The sequence below is a fragment of the Neobacillus sp. D3-1R genome, assembly GCF_052180215.1.
In the GTDB taxonomy this organism is placed as follows: Bacteria; Bacillota; Bacilli; order Bacillales; family Cytobacillaceae; genus Pseudoneobacillus.
In genome coordinates this window covers 4,480,266-4,498,504 of record NZ_CP197471.1, presented here as the reverse complement: position 1 = coordinate 4,498,504, position 18,239 = coordinate 4,480,266, and the positions used below count along the sequence as shown (strand labels likewise).

Here is an 18,239-nt window from a genome sequence, read left to right as displayed (position 1 = left end):
TTCCTCCAATTAATCTTTTATTTCAACAAGTTCTGAACCAAACAGCTTTTTTGCTTCAGCAATAAAAGGTTCTTCTTCCTGCTGTTCATTTGTTTGATGATCGGGATCATTTTGTTGATCTTGGATATAACTTTCTCTTATGGAAACCCACTGGTCTTCAGGTACTCCTACAATACTCACCATTTTGTTTGTAAGTTCGTGGATCGTATGAGAGATTGCTTCGATAAAACGACTATTTTCCATGGCCATCTGACAGTGTATTTCATACTTAAATTTAATAATAACTGAATCTCCTGAAGCTGCAACAGGTTCAGCATCATTTAATAATGCTGCTTGAGATCGCATTTGATTTTGAATCAGTTTTGCGATTAGTTGCCCCCATTGCCCTTTGATTTGCTGTAAATCTTGTTTTGTTGCATATTTTAGTATCTCATTAATTCGGCCAACAGGCGCTTGGAATCCCTTACGGCCAGCTCGCTGCGGCGCTTTCGGCTGTGTTGGTTGAGCACTTTCCTGTTGCATGACTGAACCGTTTTCTTTAAGAAACTTTAGTTCTTTTTCCAATTGATTCACTTTTGCGATTAACTGTCCAACCTCATCAGATGTATGACCGCCTGCTTCTTTAGCTTCCGTCTGTGTCAACTTTACGATGGCCACTTCAAGGAAAATTCGAGGATGGTTCGTCCAGCGCATTTCCTGCTGTGTTTTATTTAAGATATCAATTAATTGATAGATTTGTGTTGACGCTACCTGATCAGCTAAGGTTTGAAACTCATTATCGAGCATCACTCTTTCGAAGGTTTCCTCTAAATTAGGCGCCGCTTTATATAAAAGCATATCCCGGTAATAAAGAATGAAATCTTCGATAAATCGAACAGGATCTTTTCCATGTGATAAAAGTTCCCCAACCGTTTCAAGTGCGCTACCGACATCCTTCTGGAGAATAGCGGTTGCCAGTCGATTAAGTAAGTTTTGGGAAACAGACCCCGTAACAGTCAACGCATCCTCGACAGTAACCGAATCTTCACTAAAGGAAATGGCTTGATCTAAAAGGCTCAATGCATCACGCATTCCGCCTTCAGCTGCTCTTGCAATAATATTTAGTGCCTTTTCATCACATTGAACCTTTGTTTCCTCTAGGATTAAATCCATTCGTCTCACAATATCTTGAGGGGTAATCCTTTTAAAATCGAACCGCTGACATCTAGAAATAATCGTCAGTGGTATTTTATGAGGCTCTGTTGTAGCTAAGATGAAAATAACATGTTTTGGTGGTTCCTCTAATGTTTTTAATAAAGCATTGAAGGCCCCAATGGAAAGCATATGCACTTCATCGACAATATAAACCTTATATTTCACAACATTCGGAGCATATTTTACTTTGTCCCGAATATCTCTAATTTCTTCTACCCCATTATTAGATGCAGCATCAATTTCAATGACATCTGGAATCGAACCATCGGTAATACCCAAACATGCTGGACATTGATTACAAGGTTCACTTACAGGAGCCTTTTCACAATTGACCGCTTTTGCTAATATCTTTGCAGCACTTGTTTTACCAGTACCACGCGGGCCAGAAAATAAATAGGCATGTGATATTTTCTGTTGAACTAAGGCATTTTGCAATGTCTTCGTTACATGCTCTTGCCCGACAACGTCAATAAATGCTTGCGGTCGCCATACGCGATATAAAGCTTGATAACTCATTACATTGCCTCCTTACCTTAAGCGAATAGATTTGCAATTGGTATGTATATGAAGGGTCTTTGAAAAAACTCTATTATCCAACTGCTTTTCTATTATAACTTATCCTATTTCTTTTTTACAAAGGCTGTTTTCGTATAAATTGTGGTTTTGGTAAAAATCCCAAAAGCAGGATTTTTACAGGCTCTCGTAATTAAGCGCTCAGCTCTTTTCTTTATTTTTATACGAGTTTTATCATTCTACATGAGAACCCTTTAAATAAATTAGAAAAGCAACGAAATTTTAGAAAAGAGCCTTTTCAAAATAATATACAAAAAACTCACCTCTAAAAATAGAGATGAGTTTTGTTTATGATTTATAAATGCCGTGCACCTTCCGTTGACTCGTATCCATAGGCGTTACTCAAGCAGTTGGCTCGGCCCAGGTAACCCTGCGGCACATGAGAGTGTCCACTTAATGCTGCTTCCTTCCGGACCTGACATGGTTCATGGATTCCCATTGCGCAGGACCCAGACGTCAACACCACTTACTTGAGGCAGCCCTACAGAATACGAGCCTAAGGAAGGAATTCGGCCTCGCTAGAGCGGATTGCGAGTACAGGGCACCGCTACCTCCCCGCTTAGCACGGCAAAGTTGAAACCATCATTAGGCGTCGTACTGACGCATAAACAAGTATACTAAGTTCTACGAAAAAAAGCAATGATTATAGATTGTCAATTCCTTCTTGCTTAACCAATTCAGCTGTCTTCCGTAACTTTTCTTGTTTTTTCCGTTCGCGGATTCCTCTAAAAAAAGCGGAAAGCAAGGAACTGCATTCTTCTTCTAATACTCCTGAGGTAATTTCACTTTTATGATTAAAACGATCATCCTGGAGGAGATTCATTAACGTGCCTGCACATCCTCCCTTCGGATCAGCCGCTCCATAAATAACGCGCTTAATGCGAGATAAGATGATAGCTCCTGAACACATCGGGCAGGGTTCAAGCGTGACATAAAGTTCTGCATTTTCCAAACGCCATGACCCTACATCCTTACATGCCTGTTCAATAGCTAATAACTCAGCATGAGCAATGGCATTTTGCTGACATTCTCGCAGATTATGTCCTCTAGCAATAATTTTACCATCTAAGACGATAATAGCTCCTATTGGAACTTCCGCTTTATCCTGCGCTTTCTTCGCCTCTATAATAGCTTCCTTCATATAATCTTCATCCGTCAATATCATAAAAATTCACACCTATACCTTTTTAAATGGCTATTTTCGTATAAATTGTGGTTTGTAAAAATCCCAAAAGCCAGATTTTTACATTTTTTCTTAAAAAAGTGAGCAGCTCTTTTCTAAATTTTTAGTTGAGTTTTATCATTCTACACTGGGATATATCTTTTAATAAATTTGAATAGCAACAAAGTTTTAGAAAAGAGCTCCATAATACTGTTCATGATAAAAATAGCGTTTATTACTTAAAATAGCAAAAAAGGAGCGAAAAAATATGACTCGAATCCCTTCCAAAACAGCGCTAATTATTATCGATATCATGAATCCATTTGAATTTGAACATGGGAGAACTCTAGCCGAAAAGACCTTGCAAATTCTCCTACCTTTACAACAATTAAAGGCCTATTTTAAACAAAATAGATTACCAATTATTTATGTAAATGACCATTTTAATCTTTGGCAAGCTAACCTCGAAAAAATAATCCAACATTGCCAAAATGACTTAAATCAGACCATTTTACATAAGTTGAAGCCTAGTGAAGAGGATTATTTTTTAATTAAACCAAAGCACTCTGCTTTTTTTGGAACAGCATTACATACATTATTACACCAACTTAAGGTGGAAACCCTCGTTTTAGCCGGTATTGCAGGCAATATATGTGTTCTATTTTCGGCAGTAGATGCTTACATGCGAGAATTCAAGCTAAAAGTACCCTCTAACTGCATAGCTTCTGTTGATGACCAAGATCAAAAGTATGCCTTAACCATGATGAAAAATGTATTAAAAGCAGATATATCTCCATACGTAACAGACAATCTAAAAAAATAATCATCAATATCCTATTCCTTTCATAAAATGGTTGTAACGTTTAGATGGTGAGGAGGACATAGGATGCAAATTCATGTCATACAGAGAGGTCAGTCATTATATACCATTGCCCAAATGTACGGAACAAACGTTAATACCATTGTAGAAGCAAATCAGGTTCCGAATCCGAATAATTTAGTCATTGGTCAAACATTAGTCATACCGATAGTTGGTAGTTTCTACTGGGTCCAATCAGGTGATAGTTTATTTTCTATTGCCAGACGTTTTGGAATATCGCCACAAGAGCTAGCGAGAATAAACGGAATTTCTGCTAATCAATCATTACAAGTAGGGTTTCGACTATATATCCCACAACAAAGAAAAAGAAGAGCTGAATTTAACGGTTATGTGGAACCTCGAGGATCAAGTGTAGCTCCTGCTCTAGAGACTGCTGCAAGAGAAGCAGGTCCATATTTAACCTACCTTGCACCTTTTAGTTTCCAGGCTTTACGTGATGGCACCTTAAAGGAACCGTTACTTAACAATTTCCCATCCATCGCAAAATCTAATAATAATGTGTTAATGATGGTAATCACCAACCAAGAGAATGATCAATTTAGCGATGAACTTGGAAGAATTCTTTTAAATAATATGGCCATTCAAGATAAATTTTTAAATAATATTGTCACAACAGCTAAAAAGTATGGATTTAGAGATATCCATTTTGATTTTGAGTTTTTACGGCCAGCAGATCGAGATGCTTATACTCGCTTCTTAAGAAAGGCGAAGGCTCGATTTAAACAAGAAGGATGGTTCATCTCTACTGCCCTCGCCCCTAAAACAAGTGCCACACAAAAGGGTGACTGGTATGAAGCCCATGATTATAAAGCACATGGGGAAATCGTTGATTTTGTCGTGATTATGACGTATGAATGGGGCTATAGTGGAGGTCCTGCAATGGCTGTCTCTCCAATTGGGCCAGTCAGAAAGGTTCTTGAATATGCTGTCTCTGAAATGCCATCAAATAAAATTTTAATGGGGCAAAATCTGTATGGTTATGATTGGACTCTGCCTTTCGTTAAAGGAACGGTAGCGAAAGCGGTAAGTCCACAGCAAGCCATTCAACTAGCAGCTAGAAATAATGTCCCAATTCAGTATGATGAAAAAGCACAAGCGCCATTTTTTAACTATACAGATTCAGACGGCAAACGTCATGAGGTTTGGTTTGAGGATGCCAGATCGATCCAGGCAAAGTTTGACCTCATAAAAGAGTTGCGCTTAAGAGGTATGAGTTACTGGAAGCTCGGCCTTTCCTTCCCACAAAATTGGTTGTTAATTGTAGATAATTTTAATGTAACGAAAAAATAACCAAGATAAAGCTAGAAGCTTACTGCCTCTAGCTTTTTTACTTTTACAATGGATTAATAAATTTTCTAAATAGTTAATATTTTTAAAAAACAAGTATTATTTCTAACAAAACATTAAATATTCCTTCCCATTTCCATTTCATATTGTGATAAAATAAATTTTGTGTCAAAAACAAAGAATGACATCAACGGACAAAAAGTGACAATATTTTTTCCTAAGTGTAAATAACTTAGTTAAATAGAAATAGGTAGATGGAGAAGGAGGACATGCGATGGAAGGAACACCTTTTATAACGGTTGAAGGTCCAATCGGGGTTGGTAAAACATCTCTCGCCAAAGCCATTTCAAACCACTTCCAGCTTGCATTATTGAAAGAAATCGTGGATGAGAACCCTTTTTTAGGGAAGTTTTATGAGAATATTGAAGAGTGGAGCTTCCAAACTGAAATGTTCTTCCTCTGCAACCGATTTAAACAATTAGGAGATATTAATAAGTACTATTTAAATAGAGATATCCCAGTCGTTGCTGATTATCACATTTTTAAAAATTTGATTTTTGCTCAAAGAACGTTAAGTGGAGCAGAATATCAAAAATATTATAAGATTTATCAGATTTTAACGGAAGATATGCCTAAACCAAATGTAATTGTTTACTTAAATGCTAGTTTAGACACTCTTTTAAAACGAATCGAGATGAGAGGACGAGATTTTGAAAAGAAAATTAGTCCTTTATATTTAGAACAGCTTTCCATTGATTATGAACATCAGATTTCAAAATTCGAAAAAGAACACCCTGAGGTAACGGTATTACGCTTCAACGGGGATGAAATCGACTTCGTTAAAAATGAGGAAGACCTGAAGTTTATTTTAGAGCAATTATCACCATCTTTAAAAAAAGGAGTCTACAATCATGAATCTTCGAAATAAATATGGGATTCCCTCGAGTGCTGTTATTACCATTGCAGGAACAGTTGGTGTTGGAAAATCAACCATGACAAATGCCCTTGCCAATGCACTTGGTTTTCGCACTTCCTTTGAAAAAGTCGATACGAATCCATACCTAGATAAGTTTTATGCTGATTTCGAACGTTGGAGTTTCCATCTTCAAATCTACTTTTTAGCTGAACGTTTTAAAGAGCAAAAGCGCATTTTTGAATATGGCGGCGGTTTTATTCAGGATCGTTCTATTTATGAGGATACAGGTATCTTTGCAAAAATGCATTTTGAAAAGGGGACTATGTCCATAACAGATTATGATACGTATACAAGTCTTTTTGAGGCTATGGTGATGACACCTTACTTCCCTCATCCTGATCTTCTGATTTACCTAGAGGGATCATTAGATGATATTTTAGATCGTATTAAAGAACGTGGACGTCCAATGGAACAGCAAACACCTGTTTCTTATTGGGAGGAAATGCATGGACGTTATGAAAACTGGATTAATAACTTCAATGCTTGTCCTGTTCTTCGCTTGAACATTAATGATTATGATGTAGTTCAAAATGAACAATCAATCGAGCTAATCATTGAACGTATTTCCCACTTTATGAAACAAACCCAACTACTAAAAAGATAGTCGCCGAAAATCGGCGACTTTTTTATTTAGACTCACTTTAACCAATTAACGTACTGGGGGTCTGACCCCCGGTACGTTAATTGGTTAAAGTTATTAATGGAATTTAAGAATTTTTAATGAAAAGAATTTTTAACGAAAAAAAATCCACTACATTTCTGTAGTGGACTGTATCTCCAATTTATGCGCTATGGTAATACATTTTAAAAATGATGGCGGAGGAAGAGGGATTCGAACCCCCGCGCGGTTTAACCCGCCTGTCGGTTTTCAAGACCGATCCCTTCAGCCGGACTTGGGTATTCCTCCGTATCGACAAGGAATAATATATCACCAATATTAATCCATGTCAACACGTATTTACTATTTTTTATTATGGTTTAATCACTTCATGTCTTCCCATATAAGGTCGTAGTACTTCAGGAATAACAACACTGCCATCTTCTTGTTGATAGTTCTCTAAAATGGCAGCTACTGTACGGCCAATCGCAAGACCAGAACCATTTAACGTATGAACATGTTCCGGTTTCCCTTTTGGATCACGACGGAAACGAATATTCGCACGGCGAGCTTGGAAGCCTTCAAAATTACTGCAAGAAGAAATTTCTCGATACGTGTTATAGCTTGGAATCCAAACCTCAATATCGTACTTCTTTGCAGCTGTGAAACCAAGGTCTCCAGTACACATGCTTAATACACGATACGGTAGACCTAATAATTGTAAAACTTTTTCAGCATGGCCAGTTAGCCTTTCCAATTCTTCATATGAATCTTCTGGTTTAACAAACTTTACAAGCTCCACCTTGTTAAATTGATGCTGACGGATTAATCCTCTTGTATCACGTCCAGCTGAACCTGCTTCAGAACGGAAACATGCACTATAAGCAGCATAGCTTAAAGGTAAGTCTTCACCAGATAAGATTTCATCTCGGTGCATATTCGTCACTGGAACCTCTGCGGTTGGAATAAGGAAATAGTCTTCGCTTTCGATTCTAAACGCATCTTCCTCAAATTTAGGCAATTGCCCAGTTCCTGTCATACTCGCACGGTTTACCATATATGGAGGTAGAATTTCCTTATACCCATGCTCATCAACATGTAGGTCGAGCATAAAGTTCATTAATGCACGTTCTAAACGAGCCCCTAAACCTTTGTAAAAAACAAAACGGCTTCCCGTTACTTTTCCTGCTTTTTCGAAGTCTAGAATACCTAATTGATCGGCAATATCCCAATGTGGTTTTGGTTCAAAGCCAAAATCTTTCACTTCTCCCCATTTTCTAATCTCGACATTTTCATCTTCTGTTTCCCCTACAGGAACACTTTCGTGAGGAATATTAGGGATGCTTAATAATAATAGCTCTAACGTCTCTTCTACACCACGAAGTTCGTCATCGATTTCTTTAATCTTATCTCCCACTTCGCGCATTTCTGTAATTAACTGGTCTGCATCCTGCTTATCACGTTTTAAAGCCGCTACTTGTCCTGAAACCTCATTACGTTTGCTTTTTAGTTGCTCAGATTGAACAATAAGCTCGCGGCGTTTCGTGTCCAATTCTTCAAACTTTCCTAAATCCGTTAAATCCTCACCACGATGCTGAAGCTTATTTTTTACTTCTTCAAAGTTGGCTCTTAATACCTTAATATCTAGCATTTTTCTTCCTCCATTCTAAATTTTGACAAATAAAAAACTCCCGTCCCCTATAAACAGGGACGAGAGTTAACCCGCGTTGCCACCCTAATTGAAAGCAAAATGCTTTCCTCTTAGATTCATAACGGCTATTCACCGAAAGTATTTACTCACAAATGCTTTCAATACTTTGCTCAAGGATGGATTCCTAAGTTCTATCCGCTAGTTTGCACCAACCACCAGCTCTCTAAAAGGACGATTTCTTAGTACTATTTCCTCTCAATGCTTTTACACTATTTAAGATTTTTATTAATGTACTATAATTATCAGCAAATTGCAACTGAATTATGCCTACTTTTAGATGTTATTTAATATCTTGTTGATTTGTGCTTCAGGCTGCCTAACATAGCACTCTTTATAAAGATTCTTTCACCATGTTGATGAAGTAAGCAGTCATACGATGGTCATCGGTGAGTTCTGGATGGAAGGAGCAGCCTAAATATTGCCCTTCTCTTGCCGCTACAATACGCCCATCGTATTTTGCTAGAACCTCTACATTTTCACCAGCTTCCACAATATGTGGCCCTCGGATAAATACAGCTGCAAAGTCTTCAGCGACGCCAGCAATAGCAAGACTCGCTTCAAAGCTCTCTCTTTGGCGACCAAAGGAATTTCTTTCAACGGTTACATCCATGACCCCAATATGAGGTGCATCATATCCCACTAATTTCTTTGCAAGAAGAATTAAGCCCGCACATGTACCGAACATTGGCTTTCCGGCTGCGGCAAATGCCTTTAGTTCATCCATAAAGTCATATTTATCGATAAGGCGTCTCATTGTCGTACTTTCTCCTCCAGGGAGAATCAAGCCATCTACTTCTTTCAGTTGCTCTTTTAATTTAATGACAACAGCTTCTTCACCACAAGCTTCTACTGAACGTACATGTTCACGGACAGCGCCTTGCAAGGCTAATACTCCGATTTTAACCATGATTAAAACTCCTTACCAACCACGTTCCTGCATACGATCACTTGGAGATAATGTTGAAATTTCAATACCCTTCATTGCCACACCAAGATTCTTTGAAATTTCAGCGATTAACTTATAATCTTGATAGTGAGTAGTTGCTTCAACAATAGCTCTCGCAAATTTTGCAGGATTATCTGATTTGAAAATTCCTGAACCTACGAACACTCCATCTGCACCTAACTGCATCATAAGAGCTGCATCCGCAGGTGTAGCTACTCCACCTGCAGCGAAGTTAACAACTGGTAAGCGGCCTAAACGTTTAATTTCTAATAATAACTCAAACGGTGCACCTAATAGCTTTGCTTCCGTCATTAATTCATCTTCATTCATTGCTACTACTTTACGAACTTGCGCATTTACTTTACGGATATGACGAACAGCTTCTACAATGTTTCCAGTACCGGGCTCACCTTTTGTACGTAACATGGAAGCCCCTTCACCGATACGACGAGCAGCTTCTCCTAAATCACGGCATCCGCAAACAAATGGAACTGTATATTCACTTTTTAATAAATGGAACTCTTCATCTGCAGGTGTTAAAACTTCACTTTCATCTATGTAATCGACACCTAATGCTTCTAAGACACGAGCTTCCACGATATGACCAATACGGGCTTTTGCCATAACAGGGATGGAAACAGCATTCATCACTTCTTCCACAATACGTGGGTCAGCCATTCTTGAAACTCCACCTGCTGCTCTGATATCAGAAGGAACACGCTCTAAAGCCATTACTGCAACAGCACCAGCTTCTTCTGCTATTTTTGCTTGCTCAGCATTAACAACGTCCATAATGACGCCGCCCTTTTGCATTTCTGCCATTCCACGTTTTACACGATCTGTACCTGTTTTCATTATGTTGCCCCCTTTGATATTACCTTCTGCTAATAAGTAAAAATTTATTATTCAATTCATCATAACAAAAAAATAAAGGAATGATAACTAATTCACTCGGAATTATTCATATCCCTCATGGTAAATAAACAATAAAAAAGGCCTCCTGTCAAGACAGGAAACCTCTTTTTCTTATTTCACTTATTAAAATAAATTAGCAGCACTTTTCCATAAACCACCAAAAAAATCACCAATGCCGCGCATCATTAAAACAAACCAATTTGCCTTTTCAACACTAGAAGCTGCCACTAAAACAACTTTGATTTGATCATCTGCTTTATCAGATAAGAATGAAACTTTATTATCACCTTTTGCTTTAATGGTAACATAACCAACGACATCACCTTTTTTAACTGGAGCTGTCAATTCACCATTTTTATTCAATTTCTTTTTATCTAATACCACAACTGGTTGATATTGGTCCTTTTCACCATTTAAAATAACCATTTCGATCGAATCTTTTGTTGTTAATTTAACCTTATTTCCTTTTCCTTTTGTTACTGGTAGGTTTTCTGTACCTTTAATTTTAGCGTTTTTAGGAAGGAGTTCTTCAATGGAATAATTACTGAATGCATAGTCAAACATTTTTCTAGTTTCATCAAAACGCGCTTTATAATTTCCTTGTCCAGAAGCATTTTTTGCATTCATCACAACCGTAATAAAACGTTTCCCATCACGCATTGCCGTCCCTGTAAAACAGTAACCGGCAAAATCAGTTGTACCTGTTTTAAGGCCATCAACACCTTCATAACCAAAAACTAATGATGGTAACATCCAATTCCAGTTATCCATTTTTATTTCATCATCCGTACCTTCACGGAATTTTTTCTTCGTTGTACTTGCAGTAGCTAATACATCCGGGAAATCCTTAATTAAACGGTAAGCTAACTTAGCAGTTGCGCGAGCAGACATCACATTCTCTTCTTCTGCTCCAGTACCTTCAGGATGAGAACCTTTAAGGTCACGATTATTTAATCCTGTTGCATTAACAAATTTATAGTTTTCTAATCCAAGTTCTTGTGCTTTATCATTCATCATCTTAACAAAATTAGCTTCTGAGCCTGCAATGGTTTCAGCTATCGCAATTGTTGCGCCATTCGCAGAATAAATAGCCATTGCTTCATATAACTCACGAATATTATATTTGCCATCACGACGAAGAGGGACATTGGATAAAGAACGGTCTTGAGAAACCTTCCACACATATTCTGAAACAGAATATTCCTGTTCCCATTTCACTCTTCCTTCTTTAATGGCTTCTAGTAATAAATACTCCGTCATCATCTTGGTCATACTTGCAATACCAAGAACCGTATCTGCATTTTTTTCAAATAAAACTCGACCAGTAGAGGCTTCAACTAAAATTGCAGCGTCCGCTTTCACATCCAGTTGAGCTTGTGCTTTGACAATATTTCCATTTTGAAATAGACCTACTATCAAAACAAATGCCATTAAACTGGCTATATATTTTTTAATGTATTTTTTATTCACCTTTATGCCCCTCCACCTCTTATATTTACACTTTTGTTATTTTAACATATCTCCTATTGAAAAGGTAGGATAGCAAGACCTATCTTATGAAGAAAAGATGATTCCATACTGTACATTTTTTGACAACGCTCTTTTCTAAAACTTTGTTGCCTTTGTAACTAAGAAAGAGAGATTTCTCAATATAGGGTGATAAAAATCTTTTAAAAATCAAGAAAAGAGCTGAGCTCTTATTAAGAGTGCCTGTAAAAGTCCGACTTTTGGGATTTTCACCAAAACCAAAATCTATACGAAAACAGTTTTTACAAAAAGAAAAACAGGGAAACAACTCCCCTGTTTTTATGATTGATATGAATAGTTTGGTGCTTCTTTAGTGATTTGGACATCATGCGGATGGCTTTCTCTTAATCCCGCACCTGTCATTTTCACAAACTGAGCTTTTTCTCTCAATTCAGTTAAGTCCTTTGTCCCACAATACCCCATACCTGAACGTAAACCGCCAACTAACTGGTAAATGGTGTCTGCAAGTGGTCCTTTATAAGCGACTCTACCTTCAATACCTTCTGGAACAAACTTTTTATTATCTTCTTGGAAATATCGATCCTTTGACCCTTTTTCCATTGCAGCTACTGAGCCCATACCACGATACACTTTAAAACGTCTACCTTGGTAAATTTCTGTCTCACCTGGGCTTTCTGTTACCCCTGCAAGTAAGCTACCAAGCATGACCGCATGTCCTCCAGCAGCTAATGCCTTTACAACATCACCAGAATATTTAATTCCGCCATCCGCAATAATAGATTTTCCGTGCTTTCTAGCTTCCGTTGCACAATCATAAACTGCAGTAATTTGCGGAACACCAACACCAGCCACAACACGAGTTGTACAAATGGAACCCGGTCCAATTCCTACTTTTATGATATCAGCACCTGCGTCAATTAAGTCTTTAGTTGCCTCAGCCGTAGCGACATTTCCTGCAATAATATTTAAAGAAGGGTAGGCTTCGCGAATCATTCTAACTGTATCGAGAACTCCTTTAGAATGTCCATGTGCCGTATCAACCACAATAACATCCACATGTGCCTTTACAAGCATTTCTACTCGTTTCATTGTATCAGCAGTCACCCCAACCGCAGCACCTACTAATAAGCGACCAACTGAATCTTTTGCAGAATGAGGGAACTCAATAACTTTCTCAATATCCTTTATTGTGATAAGTCCTTTTAACACACCCTCATCATCAACAAGTGGTAATTTTTCAATTTTATGTTTTTGAAGAATTTTTTCTGCTTCTTGTAAGCTTGTTCCAACTGGTGCAGTGACTAAATTTTCTTTTGTCATCACATCTGAAATTTTTATGGAATAATCTTGAATAAATCGTAAGTCACGATTCGTTAAAATACCAATTAATTTTTGTTCCTCTTCGTTGTTAACAATGGGAACACCTGAGATTCGATATTTACCCATAAGATGTTCAGCATCATAAACCTGATGATCGGGTGTTAAATAAAAAGGATCTGTGATAACGCCACTTTCGGAACGTTTCACTTTTAATACTTGATCCGCTTGTTGTTCAATGGACATGTTTTTATGAATAACCCCTAAACCACCCTGTCTTGCCATCGCAATGGCCATTTCAGCCTGTGTAACAGTGTCCATACCCGCACTAATAAACGGAATGTTTAACTTTACACCCTCTGCTAGTTCAACTTGAAGGTTTACATCTCTAGGAAGCACTTCTGATCTTGCTGGAACTAATAAAACATCATCAAAGGTTAATCCTTCTTTAGCAAATTTACTTTCCCACATTTCAATAATCCTCCCCAAGTGTAAAAAAATATTATTTGTAGGTTATCAATTGGACAAAATACTGTCAAGGAAGAAGTTATTATTTGTATTATTCAATTTATTTGAGGAGAAATCATTATGTATACCCAATATAAGAACTGGACCAATTATTCCATCTTCTTTTCAGCAGAACATACTCAGCAAATGCTAAAAAAATGTTACGACAAAGCACAAATCGAGAATGGAGACCAAAAGAGCTTTGAAAATTGTTACCCGTTTATTTATTACCTAGAGCATGCTAAGACCTATTACGACCAAGCAGAAAAATCTCCTCTTTTAATTCAACCCATTTTATTATTCTATGGCTTTGTTCATTTAATAAAAGCTTGTATTTTAACCATACAACCCAATTATCCTGAGAATACCTCTGTTTTAGCCCATGGTGTATCGACAAGGAAACGTAAAAAACAGCAATATCAATTTTTTCAAGATGAAGTAAAAATACAAAAGAATGGCCTTTTCCCTTTTATTGCTGAAAAAATGTTCCACATGAAACATTTGGAAGGTGAAAAAGCCAATATGGGAGAGTTATTAAAAGAAATACCGGAGTTAAATGATCTTTTCTCTACTTTGGAAGGCAAACAAACTTTTATAAGAGTTAGTCAAAAGGAGGATACAATTCTTTTTTCTAATCAAATCTTAGATAAGTATCACATGACAGAAACACGCTTTCAGGACTTTTATCAGGCAAAATCCCTCTATCCAGTTGAACTAGCTGAAAAGGGGGGAAATGGGACTGCTTTTAAAATAAATATGCATAAATGTATTGATTGTATCCCTCTCAGATATCATTTTGAAGAAGGTAAGTTTTACTTTCCAATGACCAAAAGTGAGCATATACATTATCCTGAAATGCTGATCCATTATTTACTTTTATATAATTTAAGTATGATTGCACGTTATGAGACAGAATGGTGGAGTGAGCTTATTAAGATGATGCCAAATAGGGATTATCCATTTATCAGAAATTTTTTAAATATAGCCGTACACAAAGGTCCATTTTTGATTTATCAATATTTAAATAGTCATTTGAAATAAGGGCTCTTCCCCTCTTTCAATTCAAAAAGCAAAATAAAAACAAGCTCCTAATAAATGGAGCTTGTTGCCATGAATAAATTTACCAGTCCTGTGTTTTTTCTAATAACTTATCAATTTCGACTTTTTTTAGTTTGAATTGATAATCTTCGTCCAATGAATAGGAGGTAAGTTCTAATAATTGATCAATATCTAATTTTACTAAATCCATTATAAAACCTCCTTATATTTGTTTATTATTTACCCTATTTCTTTGATTCTAAACAGAAAAGAGATGTGGTAAAAAATACAAAATTTTAATCTACTATAAGGTTCGTCTTATTATCTTTTCTTATGGGGGTTGTTTTTATTTTTTACTAGATTTCTATTTTTAGAGACAAAAAAAACAACCCTTGTAGGTTGTTCTAATTTGCCTGGCGACGTCCTACTCTCACAGGAGGAATCCTCCAACTACCATCGGCGCTGAGAAGCTTAACTTCCGTGTTCGGTATGGGAACGGGTGTGACCTTCTCGCCATCGCCACCAGACTATTTTGTTGAGGTAAACTCTTTTCACTTACGTGAAAAAGTCTTGTTCCCTCAAAACTAGATAATGTATTAGAAGAAGTAAAAACAAGTTTGCCTTATTTGGATATCCAAATGTTTTGGTTAAGTCCTCGAACGATTAGTATCAGTCAGCTCCACACGTCACCGCGCTTCCACCTCTGACCTATCAACCTGATCATCTTTCAGGGTTCTTACTAGCTTACGCTATGGGAAATCTCATCTTGAGGGGGGCTTCATGCTTAGATGCTTTCAGCACTTATCCCGTCCGCACATAGCTACCCAGCGATGCCTTTGGCAAGACAACTGGTACACCAGCGGTGCGTCCATCCCGGTCCTCTCGTACTAAGGACAGCTCCTCTCAAATTTCCTACGCCCACGACGGATAGGGACCGAACTGTCTCACGACGTTCTGAACCCAGCTCGCGTACCGCTTTAATGGGCGAACAGCCCAACCCTTGGGACCGACTACAGCCCCAGGATGCGATGAGCCGACATCGAGGTGCCAAACCTCCCCGTCGATGTGGACTCTTGGGGGAGATAAGCCTGTTATCCCCGGGGTAGCTTTTATCCGTTGAGCGATGGCCCTTCCATGCGGAACCACCGGATCACTAAGCCCGACTTTCGTCCCTGCTCGACTTGTAGGTCTCGCAGTCAAGCTCCCTTGTGCCTTTACACTCTACGAATGATTTCCAACCATTCTGAGGGAACCTTTGGGCGCCTCCGTTACTCTTTAGGAGGCGACCGCCCCAGTCAAACTGCCCACCTGACACTGTCTCCCACCCCGATAGAGGGGTGCGGGTTAGAATTTCAATACAGCCAGGGTAGTATCCCACCGACGCCTCCACCGAAGCTGGCGCTCCGGCTTCTCAGGCTCCTACCTATCCTGTACAAGCTGTACCAAAATTCAATATCAGGCTACAGTAAAGCTCCACGGGGTCTTTCCGTCCTGTCGCGGGTAACCTGCATCTTCACAGGTACTATAATTTCACCGAGTCTCTCGTTGAGACAGTGCCCAGATCGTTACGCCTTTCGTGCGGGTCGGAACTTACCCGACAAGGAATTTCGCTACCTTAGGACCGTTATAGTTACGGCCGCCGTTTACTGGGGCTTCGATTCAGAGCTTCGCTTGCGCTAACCCCTCCTCTTAACCTTCCAGCACCGGGCAGGCGTCAGCCCCTATACTTCGCCTTACGGCTTCGCAGAGACCTGTGTTTTTGCTAAACAGTCGCCTGGGCCTATTCACTGCGGCTTTTCGAGGCTATTCACCCCAAAAAGCACCCCTTCTCCCGAAGTTACGGGGTCATTTTGCCGAGTTCCTTAACGAGAGTTCTCTCGCACACCTTAGGATTCTCTCCTCGCCTACCTGTGTCGGTTTGCGGTACGGGCACCTTTTATCTCGCTAGAGGCTTTTCTTGGCAGCGTGGAATCAGGAACTTCGGTACTATATTTCCCTCGCTATCACAGCTCAGCCTTCACGGTAACGGGATTTGCCTCGTTACCAGCCTAACTGCTTAGACGCACATATCCAACAGTGCGCTTACCCTATCCTTCTGCGTCCCCCCATTGCTCAAACGATAAAGAGGTGGTACAGGAATATCAACCTGTTATCCATCGCCTACGCCTTTCGGCCTCGGCTTAGGTCCCGACTAACCCTGAGCGGACGAGCCTTCCTCAGGAAACCTTAGGCATACGGTGGATGGGATTCTCACCCATCTTTCGCTACTCATACCGGCATTCTCACTTCTAAGCGCTCCACCAGTCCTTACGGTCTAGCTTCAACGCCCTTAGAACGCTCTCCTACCACTGACACTTTTGCGGTGTCAATCCACAGCTTCGGTGTTACGTTTAGCCCCGGTACATTTTCGGCGCAGAGTCACTCGACCAGTGAGCTATTACGCACTCTTTAAATGGTGGCTGCTTCTAAGCCAACATCCTGGTTGTCTAAGCAACTCCACATCCTTTTCCACTTAACGTAAACTTTGGGACCTTAGCTGGTGGTCTGGGCTGTTTCCCTTTTGACTACGGATCTTATCACTCGCAGTCTGACTCCCACGGATAAGTCTTTGGCATTCGGAGTTTGTCTGAATTCGGTAACCCGATGAGGGCCCCTAGTCCAAACAGTGCTCTACCTCCAAGACTCTTACTACGTGAGGCTAGCCCTAAAGCTATTTCGGAGAGAACCAGCTATCTCCAAGTTCGATTGGAATTTCTCCGCTACCCACACCTCATCCCCGCACTTTTCAACGTGCGTGGGTTCGGGCCTCCATCCAGTGTTACCTGGACTTCACCCTGGACATGGGTAGATCACCTGGTTTCGGGTCTACGACCACATACTCATTCGCCCTATTCAGACTCGCTTTCGCTGCGGCTCCGTCTTATCAACTTAACCTTGCATGTAATCGTAACTCGCCGGTTCATTCTACAAAAGGCACGCTATCACCCATTAACGGGCTCTAACTACTTGTAGGCACACGGTTTCAGGATCTTTTTCACTCCCCTTCCGGGGTGCTTTTCACCTTTCCCTCACGGTACTGGTTCACTATCGGTCACTAGGTAGTATTTAGCCTTGGGAGATGGTCCTCCCTGCTTCCGACCGGATTTCTCGTGTCCGGCCGTACTCAGGATCCACTCAGGAGGGAACGAAGTTTCGACTACAGGGTTTTTACCTTCTCTGACCGATCTTTCCAGATCTGTTCATCTACCCCGTTCCTTTGTAACTCCATGTTGAGTGTCCTACAACCCCAAGAGGCAAGCCTCTTGGTTTGGGCTATGTCCCGTTTCGCTCGCCGCTACTCAGGGAATCGCGTTTGCTTTCTCTTCCTCCGGGTACTTAGATGTTTCAGTTCCCCGGGTATGCCATCAGTACCCTATGTATTCAGGTAAAGATACTACTCCATTACGAGCAGTGGGTTTCCCCATTCGGAAATCTCCGGATCAAAGCTTACTTACAGCTCCCCGGAGCATATCGGCGTTAGTCCCGTCCTTCATCGGCTCCTAGTGCCAAGGCATCCACCGTGCGCCCTTATTAACTTAACCTAAAGGTTAATTCTCTTACTATAAAATAAGAGAGAAACTAAAATGGCAATTACTCGGTTTTTACTT

13 protein-coding genes, 1 tRNA gene, 2 rRNA genes, 1 other RNA gene and 1 other annotated feature are annotated in these 18,239 nt (G+C 39.5%); of the genes, 5 read left to right on the top strand and 12 right to left on the bottom strand.

Annotated features, from left to right (window positions below; all coding sequences use genetic code 11):
• Positions 1-9 precede the first annotated feature (9 nt).
• The 3 genes from dnaX to tadA all read right to left on the bottom strand — a co-directional run bounded on the left by dnaX (position 10) and on the right by tadA (position 2,932).
• Positions 10-1,710, bottom strand: a complete 1,701-nt coding sequence (gene dnaX, locus ACSBPO_RS22600; protein WP_442597313.1) for a DNA polymerase III subunit gamma/tau — start codon at positions 1,708-1,710, stop codon at positions 10-12.
• 361 nt (positions 1,711-2,071) lie between these two features.
• Positions 2,072-2,335, bottom strand: an RNA gene (ffs, locus tag ACSBPO_RS22595) — signal recognition particle sRNA large type.
• A gap of 75 nt (positions 2,336-2,410) precedes the next feature.
• A complete protein-coding gene (gene tadA, locus ACSBPO_RS22590) occupies positions 2,411-2,932 on the bottom strand; it encodes a tRNA adenosine(34) deaminase TadA (RefSeq protein WP_442597311.1) in 522 nt (173 codons plus the stop codon).
• Between the two features lie 265 nt (positions 2,933-3,197).
• Here tadA and ACSBPO_RS22585 point away from each other — a divergent pair, with 265 nt between their 5' ends.
• From ACSBPO_RS22585 to ACSBPO_RS22570, 4 genes are all read left to right on the top strand, one after another.
• Positions 3,198-3,752 carry an isochorismatase family cysteine hydrolase gene (locus ACSBPO_RS22585; RefSeq protein ID WP_442597309.1) on the top strand — a complete coding sequence of 185 codons (555 nt, stop codon included), beginning with the start codon at positions 3,198-3,200 and terminating at the stop codon, positions 3,750-3,752.
• A gap of 63 nt (positions 3,753-3,815) precedes the next feature.
• Positions 3,816-5,099, top strand: coding sequence for a LysM peptidoglycan-binding domain-containing protein (locus ACSBPO_RS22580; RefSeq protein WP_442597307.1), 1,284 nt, complete (start codon positions 3,816-3,818; stop codon positions 5,097-5,099).
• Between the two features lie 271 nt (positions 5,100-5,370).
• A complete protein-coding gene (locus tag ACSBPO_RS22575; RefSeq protein ID WP_442597305.1) occupies positions 5,371-6,024 on the top strand; it encodes a deoxynucleoside kinase in 654 nt (217 codons plus the stop codon).
• Positions 6,008-6,676, top strand: a complete 669-nt coding sequence (locus ACSBPO_RS22570) for a deoxynucleoside kinase (RefSeq protein WP_442597303.1) — start codon at positions 6,008-6,010, stop codon at positions 6,674-6,676. Before ACSBPO_RS22575 ends, ACSBPO_RS22570 begins: the two co-directional genes overlap by 17 nt.
• A 210-nt stretch (positions 6,677-6,886) precedes the next feature.
• On the opposite strand, the gene ACSBPO_RS22565 is transcribed toward ACSBPO_RS22570, so the two are convergent.
• From ACSBPO_RS22565 to guaB, 6 genes are all read right to left on the bottom strand, one after another.
• Positions 6,887-6,979: transfer RNA gene (locus ACSBPO_RS22565), tRNA-Ser, on the bottom strand.
• A 64-nt stretch (positions 6,980-7,043) separates the two neighbouring features.
• Positions 7,044-8,321: a serine--tRNA ligase gene (gene serS / locus ACSBPO_RS22560; protein WP_442597301.1), complete on the bottom strand. Its 1,278-nt coding sequence runs from the start codon at positions 8,319-8,321 to the stop codon at positions 7,044-7,046.
• Between the two features lie 52 nt (positions 8,322-8,373).
• Positions 8,374-8,589: a binding site (T-box leader), on the bottom strand.
• Positions 8,590-8,712: 123 nt separating this feature from the next.
• The gene (gene pdxT, locus ACSBPO_RS22555; protein ID WP_442597299.1) at positions 8,713-9,288 is read right to left on the bottom strand and encodes a pyridoxal 5'-phosphate synthase glutaminase subunit PdxT; all 576 of its coding nucleotides are present in this window, start codon (positions 9,286-9,288) and stop codon (positions 8,713-8,715) included.
• A gap of 12 nt (positions 9,289-9,300) precedes the next feature.
• Entirely contained in the window at positions 9,301-10,185 is an 885-nt protein-coding gene (gene pdxS / locus ACSBPO_RS22550) for a pyridoxal 5'-phosphate synthase lyase subunit PdxS (protein ID WP_442600432.1), read from the bottom strand.
• Positions 10,186-10,365: 180 nt separating this feature from the next.
• On the bottom strand, positions 10,366-11,673 hold the full coding sequence (locus ACSBPO_RS22545) for a D-alanyl-D-alanine carboxypeptidase family protein (RefSeq protein WP_442600431.1): 1,308 nt from the start codon (positions 11,671-11,673) through the stop codon (positions 10,366-10,368).
• 375 nt (positions 11,674-12,048) lie between these two features.
• Entirely contained in the window at positions 12,049-13,518 is a 1,470-nt protein-coding gene (gene guaB / locus ACSBPO_RS22540) for an IMP dehydrogenase (RefSeq protein WP_442597297.1), read from the bottom strand.
• A 117-nt stretch (positions 13,519-13,635) separates the two neighbouring features.
• Between guaB and ACSBPO_RS22535 the strand changes: the two genes are divergently transcribed.
• Complete coding sequence (locus ACSBPO_RS22535) at positions 13,636-14,595, top strand: YaaC family protein (RefSeq protein WP_442597295.1); 960 nt, start codon at positions 13,636-13,638, stop codon at positions 14,593-14,595.
• 79 nt (positions 14,596-14,674) lie between these two features.
• Here the strand turns inward: ACSBPO_RS22535 and ACSBPO_RS22530 are convergent, their stop codons facing one another.
• The 3 genes from ACSBPO_RS22530 to ACSBPO_RS22520 all read right to left on the bottom strand — a co-directional run bounded on the left by ACSBPO_RS22530 (position 14,675) and on the right by ACSBPO_RS22520 (position 18,173).
• The gene (locus ACSBPO_RS22530; protein WP_442597293.1) at positions 14,675-14,803 is read right to left on the bottom strand and encodes a hypothetical protein; all 129 of its coding nucleotides are present in this window, start codon (positions 14,801-14,803) and stop codon (positions 14,675-14,677) included.
• Between the two features lie 200 nt (positions 14,804-15,003).
• Positions 15,004-15,119, bottom strand: a 5S ribosomal RNA gene (gene rrf / locus ACSBPO_RS22525).
• A gap of 116 nt (positions 15,120-15,235) precedes the next feature.
• A 23S ribosomal RNA gene (locus tag ACSBPO_RS22520) occupies positions 15,236-18,173 on the bottom strand.
• Positions 18,174-18,239: the final 66 nt, after the last annotated feature.